Raw genomic sequence first — 22,006 nt, forward strand, 5'->3', positions numbered from 1 at the left:
GCGGGCTTGCGCCGATGCCCCCGGCTTGTCATCAGGGCGGCGGAGGGTTCGATGGTGGACGCGGCTTGGCAGTTCTGGATCGATCGCGGCGGCACCTTCACCGATATCGTCGCGCGCGACCCCGCCGGGCGCCTCTCCACCGCCAAGCTGCTGTCGGAGAACCCGGGCCGCTACCGCGACGCCGCCGTCGCCGGCATCCGCCAGATCCTCGGCATCGCCCCCGGCGCGGCCATTCCCGAGGGCACCATCGATGCGGTGAAGATGGGCACCACCGTCGCCACCAATGCGCTGCTCGAGCGCAAGGGCGAGCGGGTGCTGCTGCTGGTCAACCGCGGCTTCGCCGACATGCTCCGCATCGGCAACCAGGCCCGACCCCGGCTCTTCGACCTCAATGTCCATCTGCCCGACCTGCTGCATGAACGGGTGGCCGAGATCGGCGGCCGCATGGCCGTCTCCGGCGAGGAGCTGGAGCCGCTGGACGAGGCCGCCGCCCGCGCTGCGCTGGAAGCCGGCTTCGCCGCCGGCATCCGTGCCGTCGCCATCGTGCTGATGCATGCCTGGGCGCATCCCGCGCATGAACAGCGCCTCGGCGCCATCGCCCGGGAGGTCGGCTTCCCGCAGGTCAGCCTCTCCCACCAGGCCTCGCCGTTGCCGCGGATCGTGCCGCGCGGCGACACCACCGTGGTGGACGCCTATCTCTCGCCGATCCTGCGCCGCTACGTGGAGCAGGTCTCCGGCGAACTGCCTGGCGTCCGGCTGTATTTCATGCAGTCGAACGGCGGCCTGGCCGAGGCCGGCAGCTTCCAGGGCAAGGACGCCATCCTCTCCGGCCCGGCCGGGGGCATCGTCGGCGCCGCGCGCACCGCAGGCATGGCCGGCTTCGAGAAGATCATCGGCTTCGACATGGGCGGCACCAGCACCGATGTCGCGCTCTATGCCGGCGAATTCGAGCGTGCCTTCGAGACCCTGGTCGCCGGCGTCCGGATGCGGGCGCCGATGATGGCGATCAATACCGTCGCCGCCGGCGGTGGCTCGATCCTGCAATTCGACGGCGCCCGCTACCGCGTCGGCCCGGAAAGCGCCGGCGCCGTCCCCGGCCCGGCCTGCTACCGCCGCGGCGGACCGCTGACCGTGACCGATGCCAATGTCATGGTCGGCAAGATCCAGCCGCACCATTTCCCGGCGATCTTCGGCGCGAACGGCGACCAGCCGCTGGATGCCGCGGTCGTGGCGGAGAAATTCGCCACGCTGGCGGCCGAGATCGCCGCCGCCACCGGCACGCCGCAGGACCCGCGCGCGGTGGCCGAGGGCTTCCTCCGCGTCGCCGTCGCCAACATGGCCAATGCGATCAAGCAGGTCTCGATCCAGAAAGGCCACGACGTCACCCGCCATGCCCTGCAATGCTTCGGCGGCGCCGGCGGCCAGCATGCCTGCCTGGTGGCCGACGAGCTCGGCATGGAGACGGTCTTCATCCATCCCTTTGCCGGGGTGCTCTCCGCCTATGGCATGGGCCTCGCCGACCAGACCGTGATCCGCGAGGCCGCTGTCGAGGCACCGCTCTCGCCTGCAAGCATGGACGACCTCGCCACCCGTCTGGATGGCCTGGCGGCAGAGGGCCGTGCCGAGCTGCTCCGTCAGGGGGCCGAGGCCGGCCGCATCGCCGCCGCCCGCCGGCTGCACCTCCGCTATGCCGGCACCGACAGCTTCCTGCCCGTCACCTTCGGCCCGCATGACGCGGTCGTCGCCGCCTTCACCACCGCCCATCGCCAGCGCTTCGGCTTCGCGACCCCCGAACGCGAGCTCGTGGTCGAGGCCTGCATCGCCGAGGTGACCGCCGCCGGCGAGGCGGTCGAGGAAGCCGCCCTCGCCACCCGCCCGGCCGGGGCCGCCCCCGCGGTCATCGATACCGTCGCCCTTTTCGTCGAAGGCGCCGCGTCCGAGGCGCCGGTCTATGACCGCGAGGCCCTGCTCGCCGGCGACACCCTGCGCGGCCCCGCCCTGATCCGCGAGGCCAATGCCACCACGGTGGTCGAGCCGGGCTGGACCGCCGAGGTCACGCCGCTGAACCACCTCGTCCTCCGCCGCACCGAGCAGCGCGCCAGCGCCCGCACCGCCGATACCGGCCGCGTGGACCCGGTGATGCTGGAGCTGTTCAACAACCTCTTCATGTCCATCGCCGAGCAGACCGGCGCCGTCCTGCAGAACACCTCGCTCAGCGTGAACATCAAGGAACGGCTCGACTTCTCCTGCGCCATCTTCGACGCGACGGGCGGGCTGGTCGCCAATGCGCCGCATGTGCCGGTGCATCTCGGCGCCATGGGCGAGAGCGTCCGCACCGTCATCCGCCAGCGCGGTGAGACGCTTCGCCCCGGCGACGTGGTGGCATTGAACAACCCCTACAACGGCGGCACGCACCTGCCGGACGTGACGGTCATCACGCCGGTCTTCGACGCCGCTGGCGCCGAGATCCTGTTCTTCCTGGGCAGCCGCGGCCATCACGCGGATATCGGCGGCCTGACGCCGGGCTCCACCCCGCCGCTGTCCCGCACCCTGGAGGAGGAGGGCGTCGTCATCGACGACTTCCTGCTGGTGGAGCAGGGCCGCTTCCGCGAGGCCGAGTTCCGCGCCCTGCTCGCCGCGGCGAAATACCCGGCCCGCAGCCCGGACGTGAACGTCGCCGACATCAAGGCGCAGATCGCCGCCAACGAGAAGGGCGTGCAGGAACTCCAGCGTGCGGTGCGCGAGCAGGGCCTCGATACCGTCCGCGCCTATATGCGCCACGTCATGGACAATGCCGAGGAAAGCGTCCGCCGGGTGTTGGCGAGGCTCCAGGACGGCGAATTCCACACCACCATCGACGACGGCACGCCCCTCCACGTCGCCGTCCGGGTCGACCGCGCCAATCGCCGCGCCGTCATCGACTTCACCGGCACTGGGCCGCAGCGCCCCTCCAACTTCAACGCCCCGGCCGCGGTCTGCCGCGCCGTGGTGCTCTATTGCTTCCGCGCCCTGGTGGGGGAAGAGATCCCGCTGAACGACGGCTGCCTCAAGCCGCTCGAGATCATCGTCCCCTCCGGCACCTTCCTCAGCCCCTTGCCGGGGGCCGCCGTGGTCGCCGGCAATACCGAGGTCAGCCAGATGACCTGCAACGCCCTGCTGGCCGCGCTCGATGCCTGCGCCTCGGCCCAGGCGACCATGAACAACGTCATTTTCGGCGACGACACCTACCAGTATTATGAAACGGTCTGCGGCGGCGTCGGTGCCGGTCCCGGATTCGACGGCTGGGGGCCGGTGCAGACCCACATGACCAATACCCGGATGACCGACCCGGAAGTGCTGGAGCTCCGCTATCCCGTGCGGCTGGAGGAATTCTCCATCCGCCGCGGCTCGGGCGGCGCGGGCCAATGGCACGGCGGCGACGGCTCCCGCCGGCGCATCAGGTTCCTGCGGCCGATGCAGGCGATCGTCGTCGCCTCCCGCCGCAACGTCGCGCCGCATGGGCTGCACGGCGGCGCCGATGGGCTGCCCGGCCGGCAATGGGTGGAACGGGCCGATGGCGCGATCGAGCCCATCCCCGGCAACAGCGGCAGCGCCGATCTCGCCATCGGCGATGCGCTGGTGGTCGAGACGCCCGGCGGCGGCGGCTGGGGGACCCCGGCTTGAGGGCCACCCGCCCCCCCAGTCCCGGCTGATGCGGCGGCTCGCGGCGATCCTGCTGCCGCTGCTCGCCGTGCTGGGTGCCGCGCTCTGGGTCGGGCCGCGGCTGCTCGACTGGGAACCCTACCGGGAAAGGCTGGCGGATATCGCCAGCACCCGGCTCGGCCGGCCCGTCACCCTCGATGGCCGCATCACCCTCACCCTGCTGCCGCAGCCGCGGGTGGAAGCGGCGGCGGTCTCGATCGGCGCCGATGGCGATGGCCTCGCCATCACCGCCCGCGCCATGCGGCTGCGGCTCGACCTCGGCGCGCTGCTGGCCGGCCGGCTCGAGCCGCGCGAGATCGCCCTGGTCGGCGGCGAGATCGTCCTGCCCTGGCCGCCGGCGGCGCTGCCCAGCCTGCGCCCGCCGCCCTGGCTCACCGCGCTGGATGCGCGGCTGGAGGATTGCCGGCTGATCCTGGGCGGCCTGCGCTTCGAGGCGCTGAACGCCCGGCTGCAGACCGGTGGTCCGGCCGAGTCGCTGGTGGCCGATGGCAGCCTTGCCTGGGGCGGCTTCGCCATCCGCTTCTCCAGCCAGCTCGGCCGCGCCGGCTTCGATGGCGTGGCGCCGCTCGACCTTTCCCTCGCCATGGCGGGCACCACGCTCTCCGCCCGCGGCGTGCTGGCCCCCGGCGGCGGCTTCGAGGGCCGGCTGGAAGCCGCCGGGCCGGACCTCGCGGTGCTGCTGCCGACCCCGGCCGGCGCCTTCCGCGCCACCGGCCGGCTGACCGCGACCGCCGATCTGATCGCGGCCGATGAGCTGGCGCTCGACCTCGCCGGCCAGCCCGCGCGCGGGGCCGCGACCCTGCGGCTGGCGCCCGGGCCCCGGCTGGATGTGGCGCTCGCGGCGGGGCGGCTGGACCTCGATGCCTGGATCGCCGCGCTGCGCCAGCGGCGCACCGCCGGCCGCACCCTGGCGGTGCCGGTCAGCATCGACCTCTCGGCCGAGGCGACCGGCCTCGCGGGCGTGCCCCTGCGCCGGCTGCGCGGAGCCTTCTTCCTCGAGGGGGAGAGGCTGACGCTCTCGGATGTCTCCGCCCTGCTGCCGGGGGAGACGGAGCTGGAGGTCGCCGGCGCCACCGCCGGGCCGCGGCTGGAACTCGCGGTGCGCTTCGCCGGCCAGACCCTGCGGGAGACGCTGGCGGCGCTGGGCCTGCCGCTGGCCGGGACCGACCCCGCCCGGCTGCGCGCCGCCGAGGGACGCTTCCGGCTGGTGCTGGAGGATGGCCAGGCCACCATCTCCGACCTGACGGCCACCATCGACGGCGCCCGGCTCTCCGGCGCCGGGGTGGTGCGGCAAGGGGCAGGGGGGCGGCAGGCGATCGGCCTCGGCGTCACGCTGGACCGGCTGGACCTCAACGGCCTGCTGCCGCAGGCGCCGGACACTGCCGGCCTCGGCCCGCGCCTCGCCGGCTTCGACCTGAACCTGCGGCTGGCGGCCGAGCAGCTCGCCTGGGGCGACCTCGCGGCCGAGCGGGCGACCCTGGATGCGACCCTGGAGGGCGGCCGGCTATCGCTCCGCCGCCTGGGGCTGCGCCTGGGGGAGGTGGACGTGGCCGCCTCCGGTTCCGCACTGCTTGGCGCCTCGCTGCGGGTTCCGGACCTGACCCTGGAGCTCAGCGGCGCCACCGGCGCGGCGCTGGCACCGCTGCTGCCGGAAGGCTGGGCGCGGCTCGGCCCGCTGCTGTCCAATCCGCTCGCGCTGCGGCTTTCAGGCGGCGGCCTGGCGGAAGCGGTGGCCTTGCGGGCGGAGGGCGACCTGAGCGGCCTGCGGCTCGAGGCGGCGGCGACCATCGATGCCAATGCCCGGCGCGGCAGCGGCACGCTGACCCTGCGCCACCCCGGCGCGCCGCGGCTGTTGGCGCCGCTGCTGGGACCGGAGGCCTCGGCCTGGCTGGGGGAGGGGTCCTTCGCCGTGGTCGCCAGCCTGGGCGCCCAGCTCAACGGCGCGGCCCGCGGCATCACCGCCGAGCATTTCGACCTCGTCGCCGGCACCCTGCGGTTGCGCAGCCAGCTCAACCTCGGGCTGGCCGGCTCCAGGCCACGGCTGACCGGACGCATCCTGGCCGAACGCCTGCCGCTGCCGGGGCCGGAGGCGCGCAGCACCGCCTCGCTCGGGCTGGACTGGCTGGGGCTGCTGGATGCCGAGCTGGCGGTGGAGGCCGCCCGGCTCGAGCCGCTCGGCTGGACGCCGCTCGAGGCCTTCAGCGGCACGCTGCGCCTGGCGGACCGCGTGCTGCGGCTCGATGCCACCCAGGCGAAGCTCGGCGGCGGCAGCCTGCAGGGCAGCCTGCTGGTGGATGGCGCCGCCAGCCCGCCGCGGCTCACCCTCGATGCCCGGCTCGCGGATGCGACGGTCAGCGCGCCGCTGTTCGACCTGCCCTTCGACCTCGGCACCGGCCGGGTGGAAGGCCATGCGAAGCTGCGCGCGGATGGCCATAGCATGGCGGCGCTGGCGGCCACGCTGGACGGCAGCCTGGGGCTGGTGGTGCGGGATGGCCTGCTGATCGGGCTGGACCTCGCGGCGCTCCAGGCCGCGGCGCTGGCGGAGCCGGGCCCGGACGAGGCGGCCATGCGCCAGGCCCTGGCCGGCGGCGGTTCCGCCTTCGACCGGCTGGAGGCCGCCGCCCAGGTCAGCGCCGGCCGCGCCCGGCTGACGACCGGCACGATTGCCACCCAGGGCGCGCCCCAGGGCGCCCCCCAGGGCGCCGGCGAGGCCAGCCTTGCCGGCGACATCGACCTTGCACGGGCCACGCTCGACCTGCGGCTGACGGCGCGGCCGGTGGCGGAGGCGCCGGAGATCGGCCTCCGCCTGACCGGTCCGCTGGCCGAACCGCGGCGGCTGCCCGAGCTCGCCCCCTTCCTGCGCTGGCGCGCCGAGCGCTGAGCCCCAGGCTCCGGGCATGGACGGAGCGCCGGTGCCACGGCATGGTGCGCGCCGCGCGCCCGCCCCTTCCATGCGACCCGATCAGGAACCGAGCCATGCCGACACGTGACGGGGCCCTTGCCCGTGCCGCCCAGTTCTTCGATGCGGGCGAGTTCCGGTCCCTGCTGGGGCGGTTGGTCGAGGTTCCCTCCACCTCGCAGGACCCGGGGGCGGAGGCGGCGCTCGATGCCTATCTCGCCGAGGCCATGCGGCCCTGGCTGGAGCGCCTCGGCTTCACCGTCGCCATCCATCCGAATCCGCTGGACGGCTTCGGCCCGATCCTGACCGGCAGCCGGATCGAGGATCCCTCCCGCCCGACCATCCTGCTCTATGGCCACGGCGATACCGTGCGCGGCCTGGAAGACCAGTGGCGCCCCGGCCTGCTGCCCTGGGCGCTGACCGAGGAGGGCGATCGCTGGTACGGCCGCGGCACCGCCGACAACAAGGGCCAGCACGCACTGAACCTCTCGGCGCTGGAGGCGGTGATCGCCGAGCGCGGTGGCCGGCTCGGCTTCAACGTGAAGCTGGTGCTGGAAATGGCCGAGGAACGCGGCAGCAAGGGGTTGCGGGAATTCGTCGCCGCCCATGCCGAGGAACTGGCCGCCGATGCGCTGATCGCCTCCGACGGGCCGCGCGTCGATCCCGCCATCCCCACCATCGCCACCGGCACCCGCGGCACCTACCACTTCGACCTGGTGGTGAAGTTGCGCGACGGCGGCGTGCATTCCGGCCACTGGGGCGGCCTCACCACCGACCCGGCGGTGCTGCTGGCGCATGCCATCTCCACCATGATGGACCGCAACGGCAAGATCCTGGTGCGGGACTGGCTGCCCCGCAACGGCGTGCCGGCCGAGGTTCGCGGCGTCCTCGCCGGCTGCCCGGTCGGCGGCGGGGAGGGGGCCGCGACCATCGACCCGGATTGGGGCGAGCCCGGGCTGACCGCGGCGGAGAAGATCTACGGCTGGAACAGCCTGATCATCCTGGCGATGGTCAGCGGCCGGCCGGAAAACCCGGTGAATGCCGTGGCCCCCGATGCAAGGGCGCATTGCCAGATCCGCTACACCGTCGACAGCGACACCGAGGGCTTCGAGGCGGCGCTGCGCCAGCATCTCGATGCGCATGGGCTGGAAGCGGTCAAGATCGAGAATGCCTTCGTCCGCATGGCCGCCAGCCGCACCGCGCCGGACCATCCCTGGGTGCGCTGGGCCCAGGCCAGCATGGAGCGCTCGCTGGGCAAGGCGGTGCAGATCATCCCGAACAGTTCGGGCGGCCTGCCGGGCGATGTCTTCGTCGATCACCTCGGCGTGCCGCTGGTCTGGGTGCCGCACAGCTACAACGGCTGCAAGCAGCATGGCCCGGACGAGCACCTGCTGGTCGCCCCGGCGCGGGAGGGGCTGCTGGCCTTCACCGGCATGTGGTGGGACCTGGGCGAAACGGGGACGCCTGGCTGAACAGCCGGCCGTTACGCTTCCTCACTGCCAGGGCAGGCTGGCGTCATGCGCCGGTTACACGGGCATCCCACCTTGATGGGGCCAAGATGGCTCCACAAGGAGATTTCCCGATGAGGACGATGCGCCTGGCCCTGTTCGGCACCGCCCTGCTCGCCGCTGCCGTGCCCGCCATGGCCCAGCCGGCCCCGCACCCGGCCCCGAGGGCCGCCGTGGCCCCGCCCAGCGTGGTCCCGCCGCGATCTTCGCCCGCTTCGATGCCAATGGCGACGGCCGGGTGACGATGGACGAGACCTGGACCTATGTGCAGGCCCGCTTCGCCGAGGCCGACCGCAACAAGGACGGCGTGCTGGTGCTGGAGGAAGCGCTGGCCGCGCCGATGATGCCGCGGCCCGAGGGCGGCCCGGCGGCCAACCAGCCCGCCCCCCCCGCCCGTCCCGGCCATGCCCGCATGGTGGCGATGATGTTCCGTGCCGTCGACGCCAACCGCGACGGCAAGGTGACGCCGGAGGAGCTCCGCCCGGCGGTGGAGGCCCGCTTCCGCGCGCTCGACGCCAATGGCGACAATGGCGTGACCCTGGACGAACTGCCGGTGCCGCATCGCCATGGCATGCATCACGGCGGCCCCGGTGGCGGTTCCGGTGCCGGCCCGCATGGCATGCGCGGCCCCGGCGGCCCGGACGCCCCGCCGCCGCCGCCGCCGCGCTGAGCCTTCCCGCGCGTCCCGCCGCCCTGGCAGGATGCGCGGCGATGGATCGGGGGAGGGTGCGATGAGCCTGGCGATGGATCGGTTGCGCCAGGCCATCGCCGGGGCCGGGCCAGACTTCTGGCTGCGGGATGCCCGGGTGCCGGCGGCCCTGCTCGCCGATCCGCCCCCGGCCCCGGCGGATGCCGAGGGCCTGGTCCGGCTGGACCTGCGAATCGCCGCCGGCCGGATCGCCGCCATCGCCCCGCCCGGCACCGCGCCGACGGGCCCCGGCCTCGATGGCGGCCAGCTCTGGCCCGGCTTCGTCGATGGCCATACCCATCTCGACAAGGGCCAGATCTGGCCGCGCAGCCCCAATCCGACCGGCGATTTCCCCGGCGCCCTGGCCGCTGCCGCCGCCGACCGGGCCGGCTGGACCGAGGCCGATATCGAGGCCCGCTTCGATTTCAGCCTGCGCTGCGCCCATGCCCATGGCACGGTCGCCGTCCGCACCCATCTCGAGAGCTTCGGGCCGCTGTCCTGGCAGGTCTTCCGCCGCCTGCGGGCCGCCTGGGCAGGCCGGATCACCCTGCAGGCCAGCTCGATCCGCCCGCTCGAGGATTTCGCCGGCGAGGACGGGACGGCGCTGGCCGATCTGGTCGCGGCTTCGGGCGGCGCATTGGGGATGGTGACGCGGCTGGCCGGCGGGGCAGGGGCGCCGCTGCCGCAGGGCTTCCAGGCCCGGCTCGACTGCTTCTTCTCCCTGGCCGAGGAGCGTGGCCTCGACCTCGACCTGCACGTGGACGAAAGCGGCGAGGCCGGCGCCCGTGCGCTGCGCGAGATCGCCCTGACCGCCCTGCGCCGCCGCTTCCCCGGCCGCATCCAGGCCGGCCACTGCTGCTCCCTGGCCTTGCAGCCGGAGACCGAGGCGCGGGAGACCATCCGGCTCTGCGCCGAGGCCGGCCTCGCCGTCGTCGTGCTGCCGATGTGCAACCTCTATCTCCAGGACCGCGTCGCCGGCCGCACCCCGCGCTGGCGCGGGGTGACCCTGGTGCATGAGCTGCGGGCGGCGGGCATCCCCGTCTCGGTCGCCTCGGACAATGCCCGCGATCCCTTCTTCGCCTATGGCGACCTCGACATGGTGGAGGTCTTCCGGGAAGCGACGCGCATCCTGCACCTCGACCATCCCGTCGCGGATTGGCCCCGCGCGGCAACGTCCACCCCGGCCGGGGTGATGCGGCTGGCTGACGCCGGCTGGCTGCGCCCCGGCGCCCCCGCCGACCTGGTGCTGTTCCGCGCCCGCGGCTGGTCCGAATTCCTGGCCAGGCCGCAAGCCGACCGCATCGTGCTGCGCGCCGGCCGGGTGCTGGAGGCGGAGCCGCCCGACTGGCGCGAGTTGGACGCCCTGCTGGGCAAAGCCTCGGCCTAGCCGCCCAGCGAAGCGGCAATCGGCGCCTGGGGCGGCCATCCCGCGGGTTGCGCCCTGGCCGGGCCGATGGGACGCTGCCCCTGACCATCAGGGGTGACGAGGCATGGCCTGGCGCGTGGGCGTGGATTCCGGCGGGACCTTCACCGATGTCTGCCTCTTCGAGGAAGCCACCGGGCGGATCGAGGTCTGGAAGGTTTCCTCCACTCCCGACGATCCCTCCCGCGCCATCGCCCAGGGCGTGGCCGAGGGCATGGACCGGCTCGGCCAGCCGCCCGGCGCCATTGCCTATTTCGGCCATGGCACCACCGTCGCCACCAATGCGCTGATCCAGCATCGCGGGGTGAAGACCGGGCTGATCGTGACGCAGGGCTTCAGGGATCTGCTGGAGATCGGTCGGCAGAAGCGGCCGGACCTCTATGACCTGCAGGTCGAGAAGCCGCCGGTGCTGGTCGCCCGCGACCTGCGGCTGGAGGTGCCGGAGCGCATCCGCCACGACGGCAGCATCGAGACCGCGCTCGACGAGCAGGCGGTGCGCGAGGCGGCCCGGGCGTTGAAGGCCGCCGACGTCAGGGCGGTGGCGATCTGCTTCCTCTACAGCTTCATCGCACCGGCGCACGAAGCCACCGCCCGCCGCATCCTGGCCGAGGAATTCCCCGAGGCCTTCGTCACCGCCAGCCACGCCATCGCGCCCGAGTTCCGCGAATACGAACGGCTCTCGACCGCGGTGGTGAATGCCTATCTCGGCCCGGTCATGCAGGGCTATATCCGCCGCCTAGCGGAGCGGCTGGAGACGCTCGGCGTCACCGCGACGCCGCACCTGACCCAATCCAACGGCGGGGTCATCGGATTCGAGGCGGCGGCCGCCATGCCGGTGCGGATGGTGCTCTCGGGCCCCTCCACCGGCGTCATCGGTGCCCAGGCGGTGGGGCGGCTGGCCGGGCTGCCGGACCTCATCACCTTCGACATGGGCGGCACCAGCACCGACGTGGCGCTGCTGCCGGACGGCGAGCCGCGGCTCTCGGGCGAGGCCATCGTGCATGGCTACCCGATCAAGGCGCCGATGCTCGATATCCACACCGTCGGCGCCGGTGGCGGCTCGATCGCCTTCGTCGACAGCGGCGGGTTGCTGAAGGTCGGCCCGCGCAGCGCCGGGGCCGCGCCGGGGCCGGTCTGCTACGGCCTCGGCAATGCCGAGCCGACGGTGACCGATGCCAATATCATGCTCGGCACCCTGCATCCGACGCATCTGCTGGGCGGCCGGCTGCCGGTGCGGCGGGACCTCTCGGTCGCGGCGATCGAGCGGCTGGCGGCGCAGCTCGGCATGGAGCCCTATGCGACCGCGCAGGGCATCCTCTCCGTCGTCACCGCCAACATGGCCAAGGCGATCCGCGTCATCAGCGTGCAGCGCGGGCATGACCCGCGCGACTATACGCTGATGGCCTTCGGCGGTGCCGGGCCGCTGCACGCGGCGCGGCTGGCAAAGGAGCTGGAGATGAAGCGCGTGCTGGTGCCGCGCAACCCCGGCATCCTCTGCGCCATGGGCCTGCTGCTGACCGACCTCCGCGCCGACTTCGCCAGCACCCGCCTCACGCCGCTGGCCGCCGGGCTGGCGCCGATGACGGAAGCCTTCCAGGGTCTCGCCGCCCAGGCCGAGGCCTGGTTCGCCCAGGAACACATCGCCCCCAGGGCGCGCCAGCTCCGCCGCACGGTGGACATGCGCTACGCCGGGCAGAACTACGAGCTGGCGATTCCGCTGCCGCCCGGCGACTTCACCCCGGCGACCCTCGCGGCGCTGGCCGAAGGCTTCGCCGCCGCGCATCACCGCATGTACGGCTTCATCGCCGAGGAGGAGCCGGTCCAGCTCGTCACCTTCCGCGCCGAGGCGACCGGGACGGTGCGGAAGGCCGTGCTCCGCCCCCGCCCGCTGTCCGGGCCGGATGCGAATGCCGCCATCGCCGGCGAACGGGCGCTCTGGCTGCCCGAGATCGGCGGCACCGCGACGGTGCCGGTCTATGACCGGGACAGGCTGCTGCCCGGCAACACCTTCCCCGGCCCCGCCATCGTCGAGCAGATGGACAGCACCACCGTGGTCCTGCCCGGCATGACCGCCAGGGTCGATGCCTATGACAACCTGGTCCTGGAGGCGGCATGATCCACACCGTCGATCCGATCACTGTCGAGGTCATCGGCAGCGCGCTCTCCTCCATCACCGAGGAGATGGGCGAGGCGCTGGTCCGCGCCTCCCATTCCACCAACATCAAGGAACGGCGGGACTGCTCCACCGCGCTGTTCGACCCGGCCGGGCGCACGCTCTGCCAGGCCGAGCATATCCCGATCCACCTCGGCAGCTTCATCGGCATCATCGCCCATATCCTGAAGCGCCACCCGGTGGAGGCGATGCGCCCCGGCGACGTCTTCTGCGGCAACGATGCCTATGAGGGCGGCGGCACCCATCTGCCGGACATCGTCCTCGCCGAGCCGATCTTCATCGGCGAGCGCATCGCCGCCTGGGCGGTGAACCTGGCGCATCACTCGGATTTCGCCGATCGCGGCCATGCGCATATCTACCAGGAAGGCCTCCGTATCCCGCCGATCCGGCTCTACCGCGCCGGGGAGCTGCAGCGGGACGTGCAGGAGCTGATCCTGCTGAATTGCCAGGTGCCGCGCGAGCGCCTGTCCGACCTGCGCGCCCAGATGGCCGCCAACCGGCTCGGCGTGCAGCGCTTCCAGGCGCTCTGCGCCAAATACGGCGAGGCGACGGTCGAGGCCGCCGGCGAGGCGCTGATGGACTATGCCGAGCGCAAGATGCGCGCCGGGATCGCCGCCATCCCGGACGGCACCTACCGCTTCGCCGACCGCCACGACAGCCCGGAGATCGACGGCGAGCTCGCCCTCTCGCTGGAGCTCACCGTCGCCGGTGACGAGATGCGGCTGCATTTCGACGGTCCGCCGCAGGTCCGCGCCGGCATCAACATGGTCATGACCGCGCTGCTGGCGACGGTCTACTACGCGGTGAAGACCGTGGTGGACCCGACCCTGCTGCCCAATGCCGGCCTCGCCCGGCCGCTGACCGTGACGGCGACCGAGGGCAGCGTGCTGAACTGCGTCCTGCCCGCCGCGGTCAACGCCCGCCTCTCGACCTGCCAGCGCGTGGTGGACCTCATCCACGGCGCCCTGGCCCAGGCGGTGCCGGATCGCGTCACCGCCGCCCATAACGGCGCCTGCTTCGTCGCCAGCTTCATCGGCCGCCAGCCCGGCACCGGCGAGCCCTGGGTCTATCTCGAGACCATCGGCGGCGGCTACGGCGCCCGCGCGACCAGGGACGGGCTCGACGGCGTCCATGTCCACACGACGAATACCTCCAACCTGCCGGTCGAGGCGCTGGAGATCGAATACCCGCTGACCCTGATGCGCTACGAGCTGGTCGAAGGCTCTGGTGGTGCCGGCCGCCAGCGCGGCGGCATGGCGATCCGCCGGGTCTATCGGGCCGAGGCCGATTGCCGCCTGCGGATGGACGGCTCCCGCTTCCGCTCCGCCCCCTGGGGTCTGCTGGGCGGCGAGGCCGGCGCCAGCGGCCGCTTCGTCTTCGGCCCCGGCGTCGGCGCCTTCGAGCTCGGCAACGGCGACCTCAAGGCCGGGCAGTGGGTGGAGATCATCACCCCCGGCGCCGGTGGCTATGGCCCACCCGCCGAACGCGCCCCCGAAGCAATCGCCCGCGATATCGCCGAGGGCCGCATCACCGCCGCCGAGGCCGGCCGGGCCTATGGGAGCCGCAGCGCATGATCCTCACCCGCCGCGCGGCGCTGGCCGCCACCCTGATCGCCGGCACCGCCCGCGCCCAGCCGCAACCCGGCGTGGTCCGCTTCGGCCTCTCGGTCTTCCCGCCGACCATCCTGCCCTGGGCCAATAGCGGCACCGCCGCGGCGACGGTGAAGCTGTTGATCCACCGTGGCCTGCTCTCCTACGACCAGGCCGGCAAGCTGCGCGGCGAGCTGGCCGAGAGCTGGAGCAACGAGAACCCCACCACCTGGGTCTTCCGCCTGCGCGGCAACGCGCTGTTCCACAACGGCGACAGGGTCACCGCCGCCGATGTGAAGTGGAACATCGAGCAGATCGCCGCTGAACGCTCCACCGCCTATTACCGGGCGGAGATGCAGGGCGTCGCCCGGGTCGAGACGCCGGACGACCGCACGATCCGCATCGTCACCAAGGAGCCGGTGGCGACCCTGCCGAACTGGCTCGCCAGCTACCACATGATGATCGTCTCGCCGAAGTCGCCGACCGGCCCGGGCCTGCTGCCGATCGGCGCCGGGCCCTTCCTGCTGCGCGGCCAGGAACGCGGCGTCTCGCTCGACCTCACCGCCTTCGACCGCTACTACAAGCTAGGCCTGCCGAAGCTGCGCGGCCTGCGGCTGATCGCCTATGGCGACGAGAACCTGCGCGTCGCGGCGCTGCAGGCCGGCGACCTCGACCTCATCGAATACGTCCCCTGGCAATCCATGGCGACGGTCGAGGCCGATCCGCGCCTCAGGCTGGACAGCACCGACGGCCCCTTCATGTACCTGTCCTTCAATACGACGAAGGCGCCGCTGAACGACCCGCGGGTGCGCCGCGCCATCGCCCATGCGATCAACCGGGAGGAGATCGTCAAGGCCGCCTTCTTCGGCCGTGGCGCCGCGCTGGAGGGCCTGCCGATCCAGCCGACCAGCGAGTTCTTCGATCCCGCGCTCGCCAAGGGATGGGCCTATGACCCCGCCCGCGCCAAGGCGCTGCTGGCCGAGGCCGGCATCCCCGCCGGCTTCCAGACCACGCTGCTCTCCACGGCGCAGTACGGCATGCACAAGGACACCGCCGAGGTCGTCCAGCAGAACCTCGCCGCCATCGGCATCCAGGCCGAACTCCGCCTGCCGGATTGGGCGACGCGGCTGACCCTCGGCAACCGCGGGCAATACGACATCGCGCTGATGGGGACGGCCACCGACAACAACGACCCGGACGGGCTGAACAACCTGATGGATGGCTCGCTCTCGCCCTCCTATGTCCGCTCCGCCGGCCTCCGCATCCCCGAGCTCGAGCGGCTGATGGCCGCCGGCCGCGCCGAATTCGACCTGGCGAAGCGCCAGGCGATCTACCGCGAGGCGCAGAAGGTGGCGTTGAAGCAGGTGCCGATCATCGGCCTCGCCTGGCGCAGCCAGGGCTACGGGATGCGGCGCGAGCTCACCGGCTTCAAGGCCATGCCGGGGGCGCTGAATTTCTTCTCCGGCATCACGCTCGAGGAGGCGGCGCTCGCCTGATGCGGTGGGCTGCCCAACGCATCGCCACCAGCCTGCTGCTGGTCCTGCTGGTCGCCAGCATCGTCTTCACCGTCATCCACCTGGTGCCCGGCGACCCGGCGGAGCTGCTGCTCAGCGCCGGCGGCATGGCGCCCGACCCGGCGACGGTCGCGGAGCTGCGCGAGCGGCTCGGCCTCGACCGGCCGCTGCTGGCGCAATACCTCGGCTTCCTCGGTGGGCTGCTGCGCGGCGACCTCGGCACCTCGGTGGTGGACGACTACCCGGTGCTGACCGAGATCCTGTTACGCCTGCCCCGCACCTTGGAGCTGATCGCCGCCGGCACCCTCCTCGGCATCCTGGTCGGGCTGCCGGCCGGGACCTTCGCCGCGCTGCGCCGGGGCGGGCTGTTCGACCGCATCGCCTCCGGCCTCGCCGCGCTGCTGCTGGCGGTGCCGGTCTTCGTCGTCGGGACGCTGCTGGTGCTGGCTTTCGCCCAGGCGCTGCGCTGGATGCCGGCCGGCGGCTATGTGCCGCTGGCGCAGGACCCGGCGCGGCACCTCACCCTGCTGGCGCTGCCGGCGCTCGCCATCGGCAAGGGGCTCATCGCCGTGGTCTTCCGCATGACCCGCGCCGCGGTGCTGGACGTGCTCGCGCGCGAGCATGTCCGCACCGCCCGCGCCAAGGGCCTGACCCCCTGGCGGGTGCTGCTGCGCCATGTGGTGCGCAATGCGCTGGTCCCGGTCGTCACCGTGCTCGGGTTGCAGATGGGCGGGCTGCTCGGTGGCACGGTGCTGGTCGAATACGTCTTCAACTGGCCCGGCCTCTCGACGCCGCTGCTGAAGGCGGTGGAGGCGCGGGACTATCCGATGGTCGTCGGCATCGTCCTCACCATCTCCATCCTCTTCGTGCTGCTGAACCTGGCGATGGACCTGCTGCACGCCGCGCTCGACCCGCGGATCCGCCGGGCATGAGGCGCCTGTTCTGGCCCGGCGCCGCCGTCGCCGTGATCATCCTGCTCGCCGTCGCCGCGCCCTGGCTGCCGCTGCCCGACCCGGTCCGCCAGGACATCGCCCAGCGGCTGTCCGGCAGCATGGCCGGCAGCCCGCTCGGCCGCGACGAGTTCGGCCGGGACGTGCTCTCCCGCCTCATCTGGGGCGCCCGTGCCTCGCTCGGCGTCGCCTTCGCCGCGGCCGGCATCGCCTGCATCCTCGGCACGCTGCTCGGCCTTGTCGGCGGCTGGGTGCGGGGCATCGGCGAATTCCTCGCGGTGCGCTCGATGGATATCGTGCTCTGCTTTCCGCCGGTGCTGCTGGCGCTGCTGGTCGTCACCCTACTCGGCCCCGGGGCCGGCACGCTGATCCTGGTGCTGTCGGTGCTCTTCCTGCCCGGTTTCGTCCGCGTCACCCATGCCGAGGTCCAGGCCGCCCGGTCGCAGGACTACGTGGAGGCGGTGCGGGCGCTGGGCGCCTCGCCGCTGCGGATCCTCGGCCGCACCATCCTGCCGAATATCGCCGGGCCGATCCTGGTGCAGCTCTCGCTGGCCGTCGCCGCCGCCATCGTGCTGGAAAGCGGCCTCAGCTTCCTCGGCCTCGGCGTGGTGCCGCCGGCGCCGTCCTGGGGGCAGATGATCCGCGGGGCGCGGGCGACCATGGCCCAGGCGCCGGCCATGCTGCTCTGGCCCTGCCTGGCGCTGACCGGCACCATCCTGGCGATGAACCTGCTGTGCGATGCGCTGCGGGATGCGGTGGACCCGCGCACCCCGGCGCCGCGCCGCCGCTTCCTGGACCGGCTGCTGCCCGGATTGCTGCCGCCACCGCCGCCCGAGGTGCTGCTGGACCTGCGCGGCCTCACCATCGGCATCGGCCCCTTCCGCCCGGTGGAGGACGTCTCCTTCACCCTGCCCGCCGGCGAGACCCTGGCGATCGTCGGCGAGAGCGGCTCCGGCAAGTCGCTCACCGCCGCCGCCATCATGGGCCTGCTGCCCCCCGCCGCCCGCGTCCTGGGCGGCGAGGCCTGGCTCGGCGACCGGGACCTGCTGCGGCTGCCGGAGCCGGCGCTGCGACGGCTCCGCGGCGGCGTCATGGCCATGGTCTTCCAGGACCCGATGAGCAGCCTCAACCCGGTCCACCGCATCGGCGACCAGGTGGAGGAAGCGATCCGCGCCCATCGCCGGCCGAAGCCGGGGGAGGCGGTGGCGCTGCTGCGGCGCGTCGGCATCGCCGACCCGGCGCGCCGCGCCCGCGCCTTCCCGCATGAGCTCTCGGGCGGCATGCGCCAGCGGGTCGTCATCGCCATGGCCATCGCCAACCGCCCCCGCCTGCTGATCGCGGATGAGCCAACTACTGCGCTCGACGTGACGGTGCAGGCGCAGATCCTGGACCTGCTGGCGGCGCTGCGGCGGGAGGCGGGTATGGGCATGGTCTTCATCACCCATAGCCTCGCGGTGGTGGCCGAAATCGCCGACCGCGTGGTGGTGATGTATGCCGGGCAGGTGGTCGAACAGGGCAGCGTCGCCACCGTCTTCGCCGCACCGCGCCACCCCTATACGCGGGCCTTGCTGGCGGCCGTCCCGGAAGGCGCCTCGCCGGGTGCCTCTCCCCCGGCCGGCATCCCCGGCGTGGTGCCGCCGCCGCAGGACCTGCCGCCCGGCTGCCGCTTCGCCCCGCGCTGCGCCCGGGCCGCCCCCGGCTGCGACCTGCCGCAGGCGCTGGAGGAGATCGCCCCCGGCCATGCCGTGCGCTGCTTCCGCTGGGCCGCGGCATGAGCGCCCTGGTGGAGGCCGAGGGGCTCGGCCGCAGCTTCGCCGCCTCCGGCTTCCTGCGTCGTGGCCGGCCGGTCCAGGCGGTGCGGGACGTCAGCCTCTCCCTCGCACGCGGGGAAGCGGTGGGCGTCGTCGGCGAATCCGGTTCCGGCAAGAGCACGCTGGGCCGGCTGCTGCTCGGCCTGCTGCCGCCCACGACCGGCCGTGTCCGCTTCGCCGGGCATCCTCTGGACCAGGCCAGCCGCGCCGAATGCCGCGCCCTGCGGGCCCGCATGCAGATCGTCTTCCAGGACCCCTTCGGCAGCCTCGATGCCCGGCGGCGAATCGGGGCGCAGATCGCCGATGGGCTGGCCATCCATCGCCTGGCGCCCGCCGCCGAGCATCCCGGCCGCGTCGCCGCCCTGCTGGCCGAGGTCGGGCTGGACCCGGCCCAGGCCAGCCGCTTCCCGCACGAGTTCAGCGGCGGCCAGCGTCAGCGCATCGGCATCGCCCGCGCCCTGGCGACGGCGCCGGAATTCCTGGTGGCGGATGAGCCGGTCTCGGCCCTCGACGTCTCCATCCAGGCCCAGGTCGTCGGCCTGCTGGACGGGCTGCGGCGGCAGCGCGGCCTGGCCCTGCTGTTCATCAGCCACGATTTGCCGGTGGTGCGCCACCTCTGCGACCGCGTGATGGTGATGTACCTCGGGCGGGTCATGGAACAGGGGCCGGCCGAGGCGATCTTCCGCGCCCCGGCGCATCCCTATACCCGGGCGCTGCTCTCGGCCACGCCGCGGCTGGACCCGGCCCGCCGCGCCACCCGCATCCTGCTGCCCGGGGACCCGCCGAGCCCGGCCGACCCGCCGAGCGGCTGCGTCTTCCGCACCCGCTGCGCCCATGCCGCGCCCGGCTGCGCGGCGGCGGTCCCGCCCTTGGCCGCGGTTGCCGATGGCCGCCAGGCCGCCTGCCTGCGGCTGGCCGAGATCGGTTGAACCGGCTGGAACATCAGTGACCGCATCATTAACGAAACCCAGTAATTCCGCTCTCGAATGGTGACACAAGCTGGCGATCAGCCGCTTCCTTGCTTGACCTTCGGGGTGCCCAGCCCGCAGCGTCCGCCGCGCCGTCTGTCCGGTGACTCGTCACCGGGCTGCGGCACGGGATGACCGGCCCCTCGGTCGTCCCGCGTCACGCCGCCACCCGGAGAGGTCGTCTTTGCACCCAGATGAATCCAGCCGTGGTGCCATTCCTCCGGTACCCTCCGCCGCGCAGCCGATGCCGCCGAAGCTGCTGGACTACTGGCCGGTCTTCGACGCGGCGCTGTCTCCGGATTGGCAACTGCTCGGCCGCAGCCGTGGCGGCAGCGGGGAGCCCGAGGGCGGCTGCTTCGTGCTGGCCCATCCCGAGGTGGGCGTGGCGCTGGTGGACCTGCTGCCGGACCATACCCCCAATGCCGAGGCGCTGTTCCGCCGCCTGCTGAATGCGGTCGATTTCTCGCTCCGCTGCCGCGGCTACCTGCCGGTGGTGCATTGCGCCATCGGCCCGGATGAGCTGTCGTCGCTGCGCGGGCGGATCGAGGAGGCCTTCGGCTATGATTCGATCCTGGCCATCGCCGACCGCGGCCAATGGGTTTCCGAGCTTTGGCGCGTCCTGCAGGCCGGGGTGACCTGGGAAGCGCTGGGCCGGCCGCCGAATGGCCACAACGCCGGCACGGCCACCGCCGAGACCACGGCATCCCGCTTCACCGCGCGCGGCCGGCTGACCCGCCCCTTGGCCAGCCTGGCCCGGGCCGGGCTGCTCGCCTGTGGGCTGATGGGCCTCTTCGGCCTCGGCTTCGCCGCCGCCCTGCTGCTGCCGCCGCCCGAGGCGCCGCCGCAGCCGCCGCCCTCCGGCCCGATCGCGTTGGCCGAGGCCCCGCCGGCGCCGCAGCACGTCGGCCTGCCCACGAACCAGCCTGCCGGCCTGCCGGGACCGGTCCTGCCGCTGACCCCCGTGGCCCAGGCCGAGGCGCCGGCCGACACGGCGCCGCTGCCGTCCGGGCGGGAGGAAGCCCCGGCCGAGGCCGCCGAAGCGCCGACCGCCAGCGACACCCGGACCGCGGCCCTGCTGCCCGGGGTGCGCCGCGCCAGCCGGCAGCCCCTGCCGATCGACCGCCGCTGCAGCGAGGCGTTGTTCCGCTTCCAGCAGGGGGCCAGCCTGTCGAGCCAGGACATGGCGCATGTCCGCCAGGGCTGCGCCTCCTGGCGCTAGGCTTGGGTGCCTGGGGCGCCCGGCCGTTGGCCTTGCGGAAGATCAATTCAGCTTTTGCCCTGTAAGCTCTATGCTGCGTTGCAGCATCGACTGAAGGGTTCACGCATGTCTGGCATTCCGGCGTCCAAGCATACCGTCACCGCCATAGCGGGCGATGGCATCGGGCCGGAGGTGATGCGGGCGGTGCAGCAGGTGCTGGCGGCCGCCGGCGCGCAGGTCACCTGGGAAGATGCCGTCGCCGGCGGCGCGGCCTTTGCGAAGGGCATCAGCACCGGCGCCCCGCAGGAGACATTGGACAGCATCGCCCGCAACGGCGTCGCGCTGAAGGGCCCGCTGGCGACGCCGGTCGGCCATGGCGAGAAATCCGCCAATGTCACGCTCCGCACCGTCTTCGAGATGTACGGCAATGTCCGCCCGGTGCGCGAGCTGCCCGGCATCCGCACGCCCTTCTCCGGGCGCGGCATCGACTTCGTCGTGGTGCGGGAGAATGTCGAGGATCTCTACGCCGGGATCGAGCACATGCAGACCCCGGGCGTGGCCCAGGCGCTGAAGCTGGTGACGGAAGCCGGCTGCGCCCGCATCACCGAGCTCGCCGCGGCCCTGGCCGAGGCGGAGGGCCGGAAGAAGGTCACCATCGCCACCAAGGCGAATATCCTGAAGCTGACCGAGGGCATGCTGAAGCGCGTCGGCGAGACGGTGCTCGCCGGCCATCCCGGCCTGCTGCATGAGCACATGATCGTCGACAACTGCGCCCACCAGATGGTCATCCGGCCCGAGCAGTTCGACGTCGTCGTCATGACCAACATGAACGGCGACATCCTGTCGGACCTCGCCGCCGGGCTGGTCGGCGGCCTCGGCGTCGCGCCCTCGGCCAATCTCGGCGATGCGGTGGCGATGTTCGAGGCGGTGCACGGCTCGGCACCGCAGATCGCCGGCCAGAACCTCGCCAATCCGACCGCGCTGCTGCTCTCGGCATTGATGATGCTGCGCCACATCGGCGATTTCGCCACGGCGCGGAAGGTCGAGCATGCGCTCTACGTGACGCTCGAGGAGGGCCGGGACCTCACCGGCGATATCGCGCCCAAGGGCCAGGGCGTCTCGACCGACCGCTACGTGGCGCGGCTGATCGCCAACCTCGGACGCGAGAGCGCGCTGGTCCCGGCCCGCGAATACCGCCCCATGGCGATGCCGGCCTGGCCGCGCGGCAGCGGCGTGAAGGCGGCGGAGACGCGTGAGACCATCGGCGTCGATGTCTTCATCGAGAGCGGGCTGGAGCCGGGCGCGCTCGGCGCCGGGCTGGCGGCGCTGGCCGAGGGCAGCGGCTTCGCGCTCAAGGCCGTCACCTGCCGCGGCGCCCAGGTCTGGCCGGTGCTGAGCCCGCATACCTTCGTGGTCGACCAGTTCCGCGCCCGCTTCCTGCTGGGCGCGCCGGTGGCCGATGCCGGTGCCGCCGTGCTCGCCCTGCTCGCCCGCATCAGCGCCGGCCACCGCTGGATGCAGGTCGAGACCCTGCAGCGCTTCGACGGCGTCGATGCCTTCGCCAAGGCGCAGGGCGAATAGAA

General features: G+C 73.0%; 14 protein-coding genes. All 14 read left to right on the plus strand.

Annotated features, from left to right (window positions below):
* The first annotated feature begins 51 nt into the window (after positions 1–51).
* The 14 genes from AC0IW9_RS18470 to AC0IW9_RS18535 all read left to right on the plus strand — a co-directional run bounded on the left by AC0IW9_RS18470 (position 52) and on the right by AC0IW9_RS18535 (position 22,004).
* On the plus strand, positions 52–3,663 hold the full coding sequence (locus AC0IW9_RS18470; RefSeq protein ID WP_471649754.1) for a hydantoinase B/oxoprolinase family protein: 3,612 nt from the start codon (positions 52–54) through the stop codon (positions 3,661–3,663).
* Between the two features lie 28 nt (positions 3,664–3,691).
* The gene (locus AC0IW9_RS18475; RefSeq protein ID WP_471649755.1) at positions 3,692–6,583 is read left to right on the plus strand and encodes an AsmA family protein; all 2,892 of its coding nucleotides are present in this window, start codon (positions 3,692–3,694) and stop codon (positions 6,581–6,583) included.
* A gap of 95 nt (positions 6,584–6,678) precedes the next feature.
* Positions 6,679–8,073: a M20 family metallopeptidase gene (locus AC0IW9_RS18480; protein WP_471649756.1), complete on the plus strand. Its 1,395-nt coding sequence runs from the start codon at positions 6,679–6,681 to the stop codon at positions 8,071–8,073.
* A gap of 110 nt (positions 8,074–8,183) precedes the next feature.
* Positions 8,184–8,351, plus strand: coding sequence for a hypothetical protein (locus AC0IW9_RS18485; RefSeq protein ID WP_471649757.1), 168 nt, complete (start codon positions 8,184–8,186; stop codon positions 8,349–8,351).
* Positions 8,312–8,779: an EF-hand domain-containing protein gene (locus AC0IW9_RS18490; protein WP_471649813.1), complete on the plus strand. Its 468-nt coding sequence runs from the start codon at positions 8,312–8,314 to the stop codon at positions 8,777–8,779. The genes AC0IW9_RS18485 and AC0IW9_RS18490 overlap by 40 nt, the downstream gene beginning before the upstream one ends.
* A 61-nt stretch (positions 8,780–8,840) precedes the next feature.
* Positions 8,841–10,184: a cytosine deaminase gene (locus tag AC0IW9_RS18495; RefSeq protein WP_471649758.1), complete on the plus strand. Its 1,344-nt coding sequence runs from the start codon at positions 8,841–8,843 to the stop codon at positions 10,182–10,184.
* Between the two features lie 103 nt (positions 10,185–10,287).
* Positions 10,288–12,336 (plus strand): hydantoinase/oxoprolinase family protein, encoded by a 2,049-nt coding sequence (locus AC0IW9_RS18500; RefSeq protein ID WP_471649759.1) that lies wholly within the window; start codon positions 10,288–10,290, stop codon positions 12,334–12,336.
* Positions 12,333–13,967, plus strand: a complete 1,635-nt coding sequence (locus AC0IW9_RS18505) for a hydantoinase B/oxoprolinase family protein (RefSeq protein WP_471649760.1) — start codon at positions 12,333–12,335, stop codon at positions 13,965–13,967. The genes AC0IW9_RS18500 and AC0IW9_RS18505 overlap by 4 nt, the downstream gene beginning before the upstream one ends.
* Positions 13,964–15,478 (plus strand): ABC transporter substrate-binding protein, encoded by a 1,515-nt coding sequence (locus AC0IW9_RS18510; protein WP_471649761.1) that lies wholly within the window; start codon positions 13,964–13,966, stop codon positions 15,476–15,478. Before AC0IW9_RS18505 ends, AC0IW9_RS18510 begins: the two co-directional genes overlap by 4 nt.
* On the plus strand, positions 15,478–16,428 hold the full coding sequence (locus tag AC0IW9_RS18515; protein ID WP_471649762.1) for an ABC transporter permease: 951 nt from the start codon (positions 15,478–15,480) through the stop codon (positions 16,426–16,428). The genes AC0IW9_RS18510 and AC0IW9_RS18515 overlap by 1 nt, the downstream gene beginning before the upstream one ends.
* Positions 16,425–18,221, plus strand: a complete 1,797-nt coding sequence (locus AC0IW9_RS18520) for a dipeptide/oligopeptide/nickel ABC transporter permease/ATP-binding protein (RefSeq protein ID WP_471649763.1) — start codon at positions 16,425–16,427, stop codon at positions 18,219–18,221. The genes AC0IW9_RS18515 and AC0IW9_RS18520 overlap by 4 nt, the downstream gene beginning before the upstream one ends.
* Positions 18,218–19,186 (plus strand): oligopeptide/dipeptide ABC transporter ATP-binding protein, encoded by a 969-nt coding sequence (locus AC0IW9_RS18525; protein WP_471649764.1) that lies wholly within the window; start codon positions 18,218–18,220, stop codon positions 19,184–19,186. Before AC0IW9_RS18520 ends, AC0IW9_RS18525 begins: the two co-directional genes overlap by 4 nt.
* Positions 19,187–19,469: 283 nt before the next feature.
* A complete protein-coding gene (locus AC0IW9_RS18530) occupies positions 19,470–20,444 on the plus strand; it encodes a hypothetical protein (protein WP_471649765.1) in 975 nt (324 codons plus the stop codon).
* Between the two features lie 105 nt (positions 20,445–20,549).
* The gene (locus AC0IW9_RS18535; protein ID WP_471649766.1) at positions 20,550–22,004 is read left to right on the plus strand and encodes an NADP-dependent isocitrate dehydrogenase; all 1,455 of its coding nucleotides are present in this window, start codon (positions 20,550–20,552) and stop codon (positions 22,002–22,004) included.
* The last annotated feature ends 2 nt before the right edge of the window (positions 22,005–22,006 follow it).

This window comes from Belnapia sp. AC561 (genome assembly GCF_979252845.1).

Coding starts and splice junctions, on each gene's coding strand:
- AC0IW9_RS18525 (WP_471649764.1), top strand. CDS start 18,218: ATGAGCGCCCTGGTGGAGGCCGAGGGGCTCGGCCGCAGCTTCGCCGCC.
- AC0IW9_RS18520 (WP_471649763.1), top strand. CDS start 16,425: ATGAGGCGCCTGTTCTGGCCCGGCGCCGCCGTCGCCGTGATCATCCTG.
- AC0IW9_RS18510 (WP_471649761.1), top strand. CDS start 13,964: ATGATCCTCACCCGCCGCGCGGCGCTGGCCGCCACCCTGATCGCCGGC.
- AC0IW9_RS18485 (WP_471649757.1), top strand. CDS start 8,184: ATGAGGACGATGCGCCTGGCCCTGTTCGGCACCGCCCTGCTCGCCGCT.
- AC0IW9_RS18515 (WP_471649762.1), top strand. CDS start 15,478: ATGCGGTGGGCTGCCCAACGCATCGCCACCAGCCTGCTGCTGGTCCTG.
- AC0IW9_RS18475 (WP_471649755.1), top strand. CDS start 3,692: ATGCGGCGGCTCGCGGCGATCCTGCTGCCGCTGCTCGCCGTGCTGGGT.
- AC0IW9_RS18495 (WP_471649758.1), top strand. CDS start 8,841: ATGAGCCTGGCGATGGATCGGTTGCGCCAGGCCATCGCCGGGGCCGGG.
- AC0IW9_RS18535 (WP_471649766.1), top strand. CDS start 20,550: ATGTCTGGCATTCCGGCGTCCAAGCATACCGTCACCGCCATAGCGGGC.
- AC0IW9_RS18470 (WP_471649754.1), top strand. CDS start 52: ATGGTGGACGCGGCTTGGCAGTTCTGGATCGATCGCGGCGGCACCTTC.
- AC0IW9_RS18505 (WP_471649760.1), top strand. CDS start 12,333: ATGATCCACACCGTCGATCCGATCACTGTCGAGGTCATCGGCAGCGCG.
- AC0IW9_RS18480 (WP_471649756.1), top strand. CDS start 6,679: ATGCCGACACGTGACGGGGCCCTTGCCCGTGCCGCCCAGTTCTTCGAT.
- AC0IW9_RS18500 (WP_471649759.1), top strand. CDS start 10,288: ATGGCCTGGCGCGTGGGCGTGGATTCCGGCGGGACCTTCACCGATGTC.
- AC0IW9_RS18530 (WP_471649765.1), top strand. CDS start 19,470: ATGCCGCCGAAGCTGCTGGACTACTGGCCGGTCTTCGACGCGGCGCTG.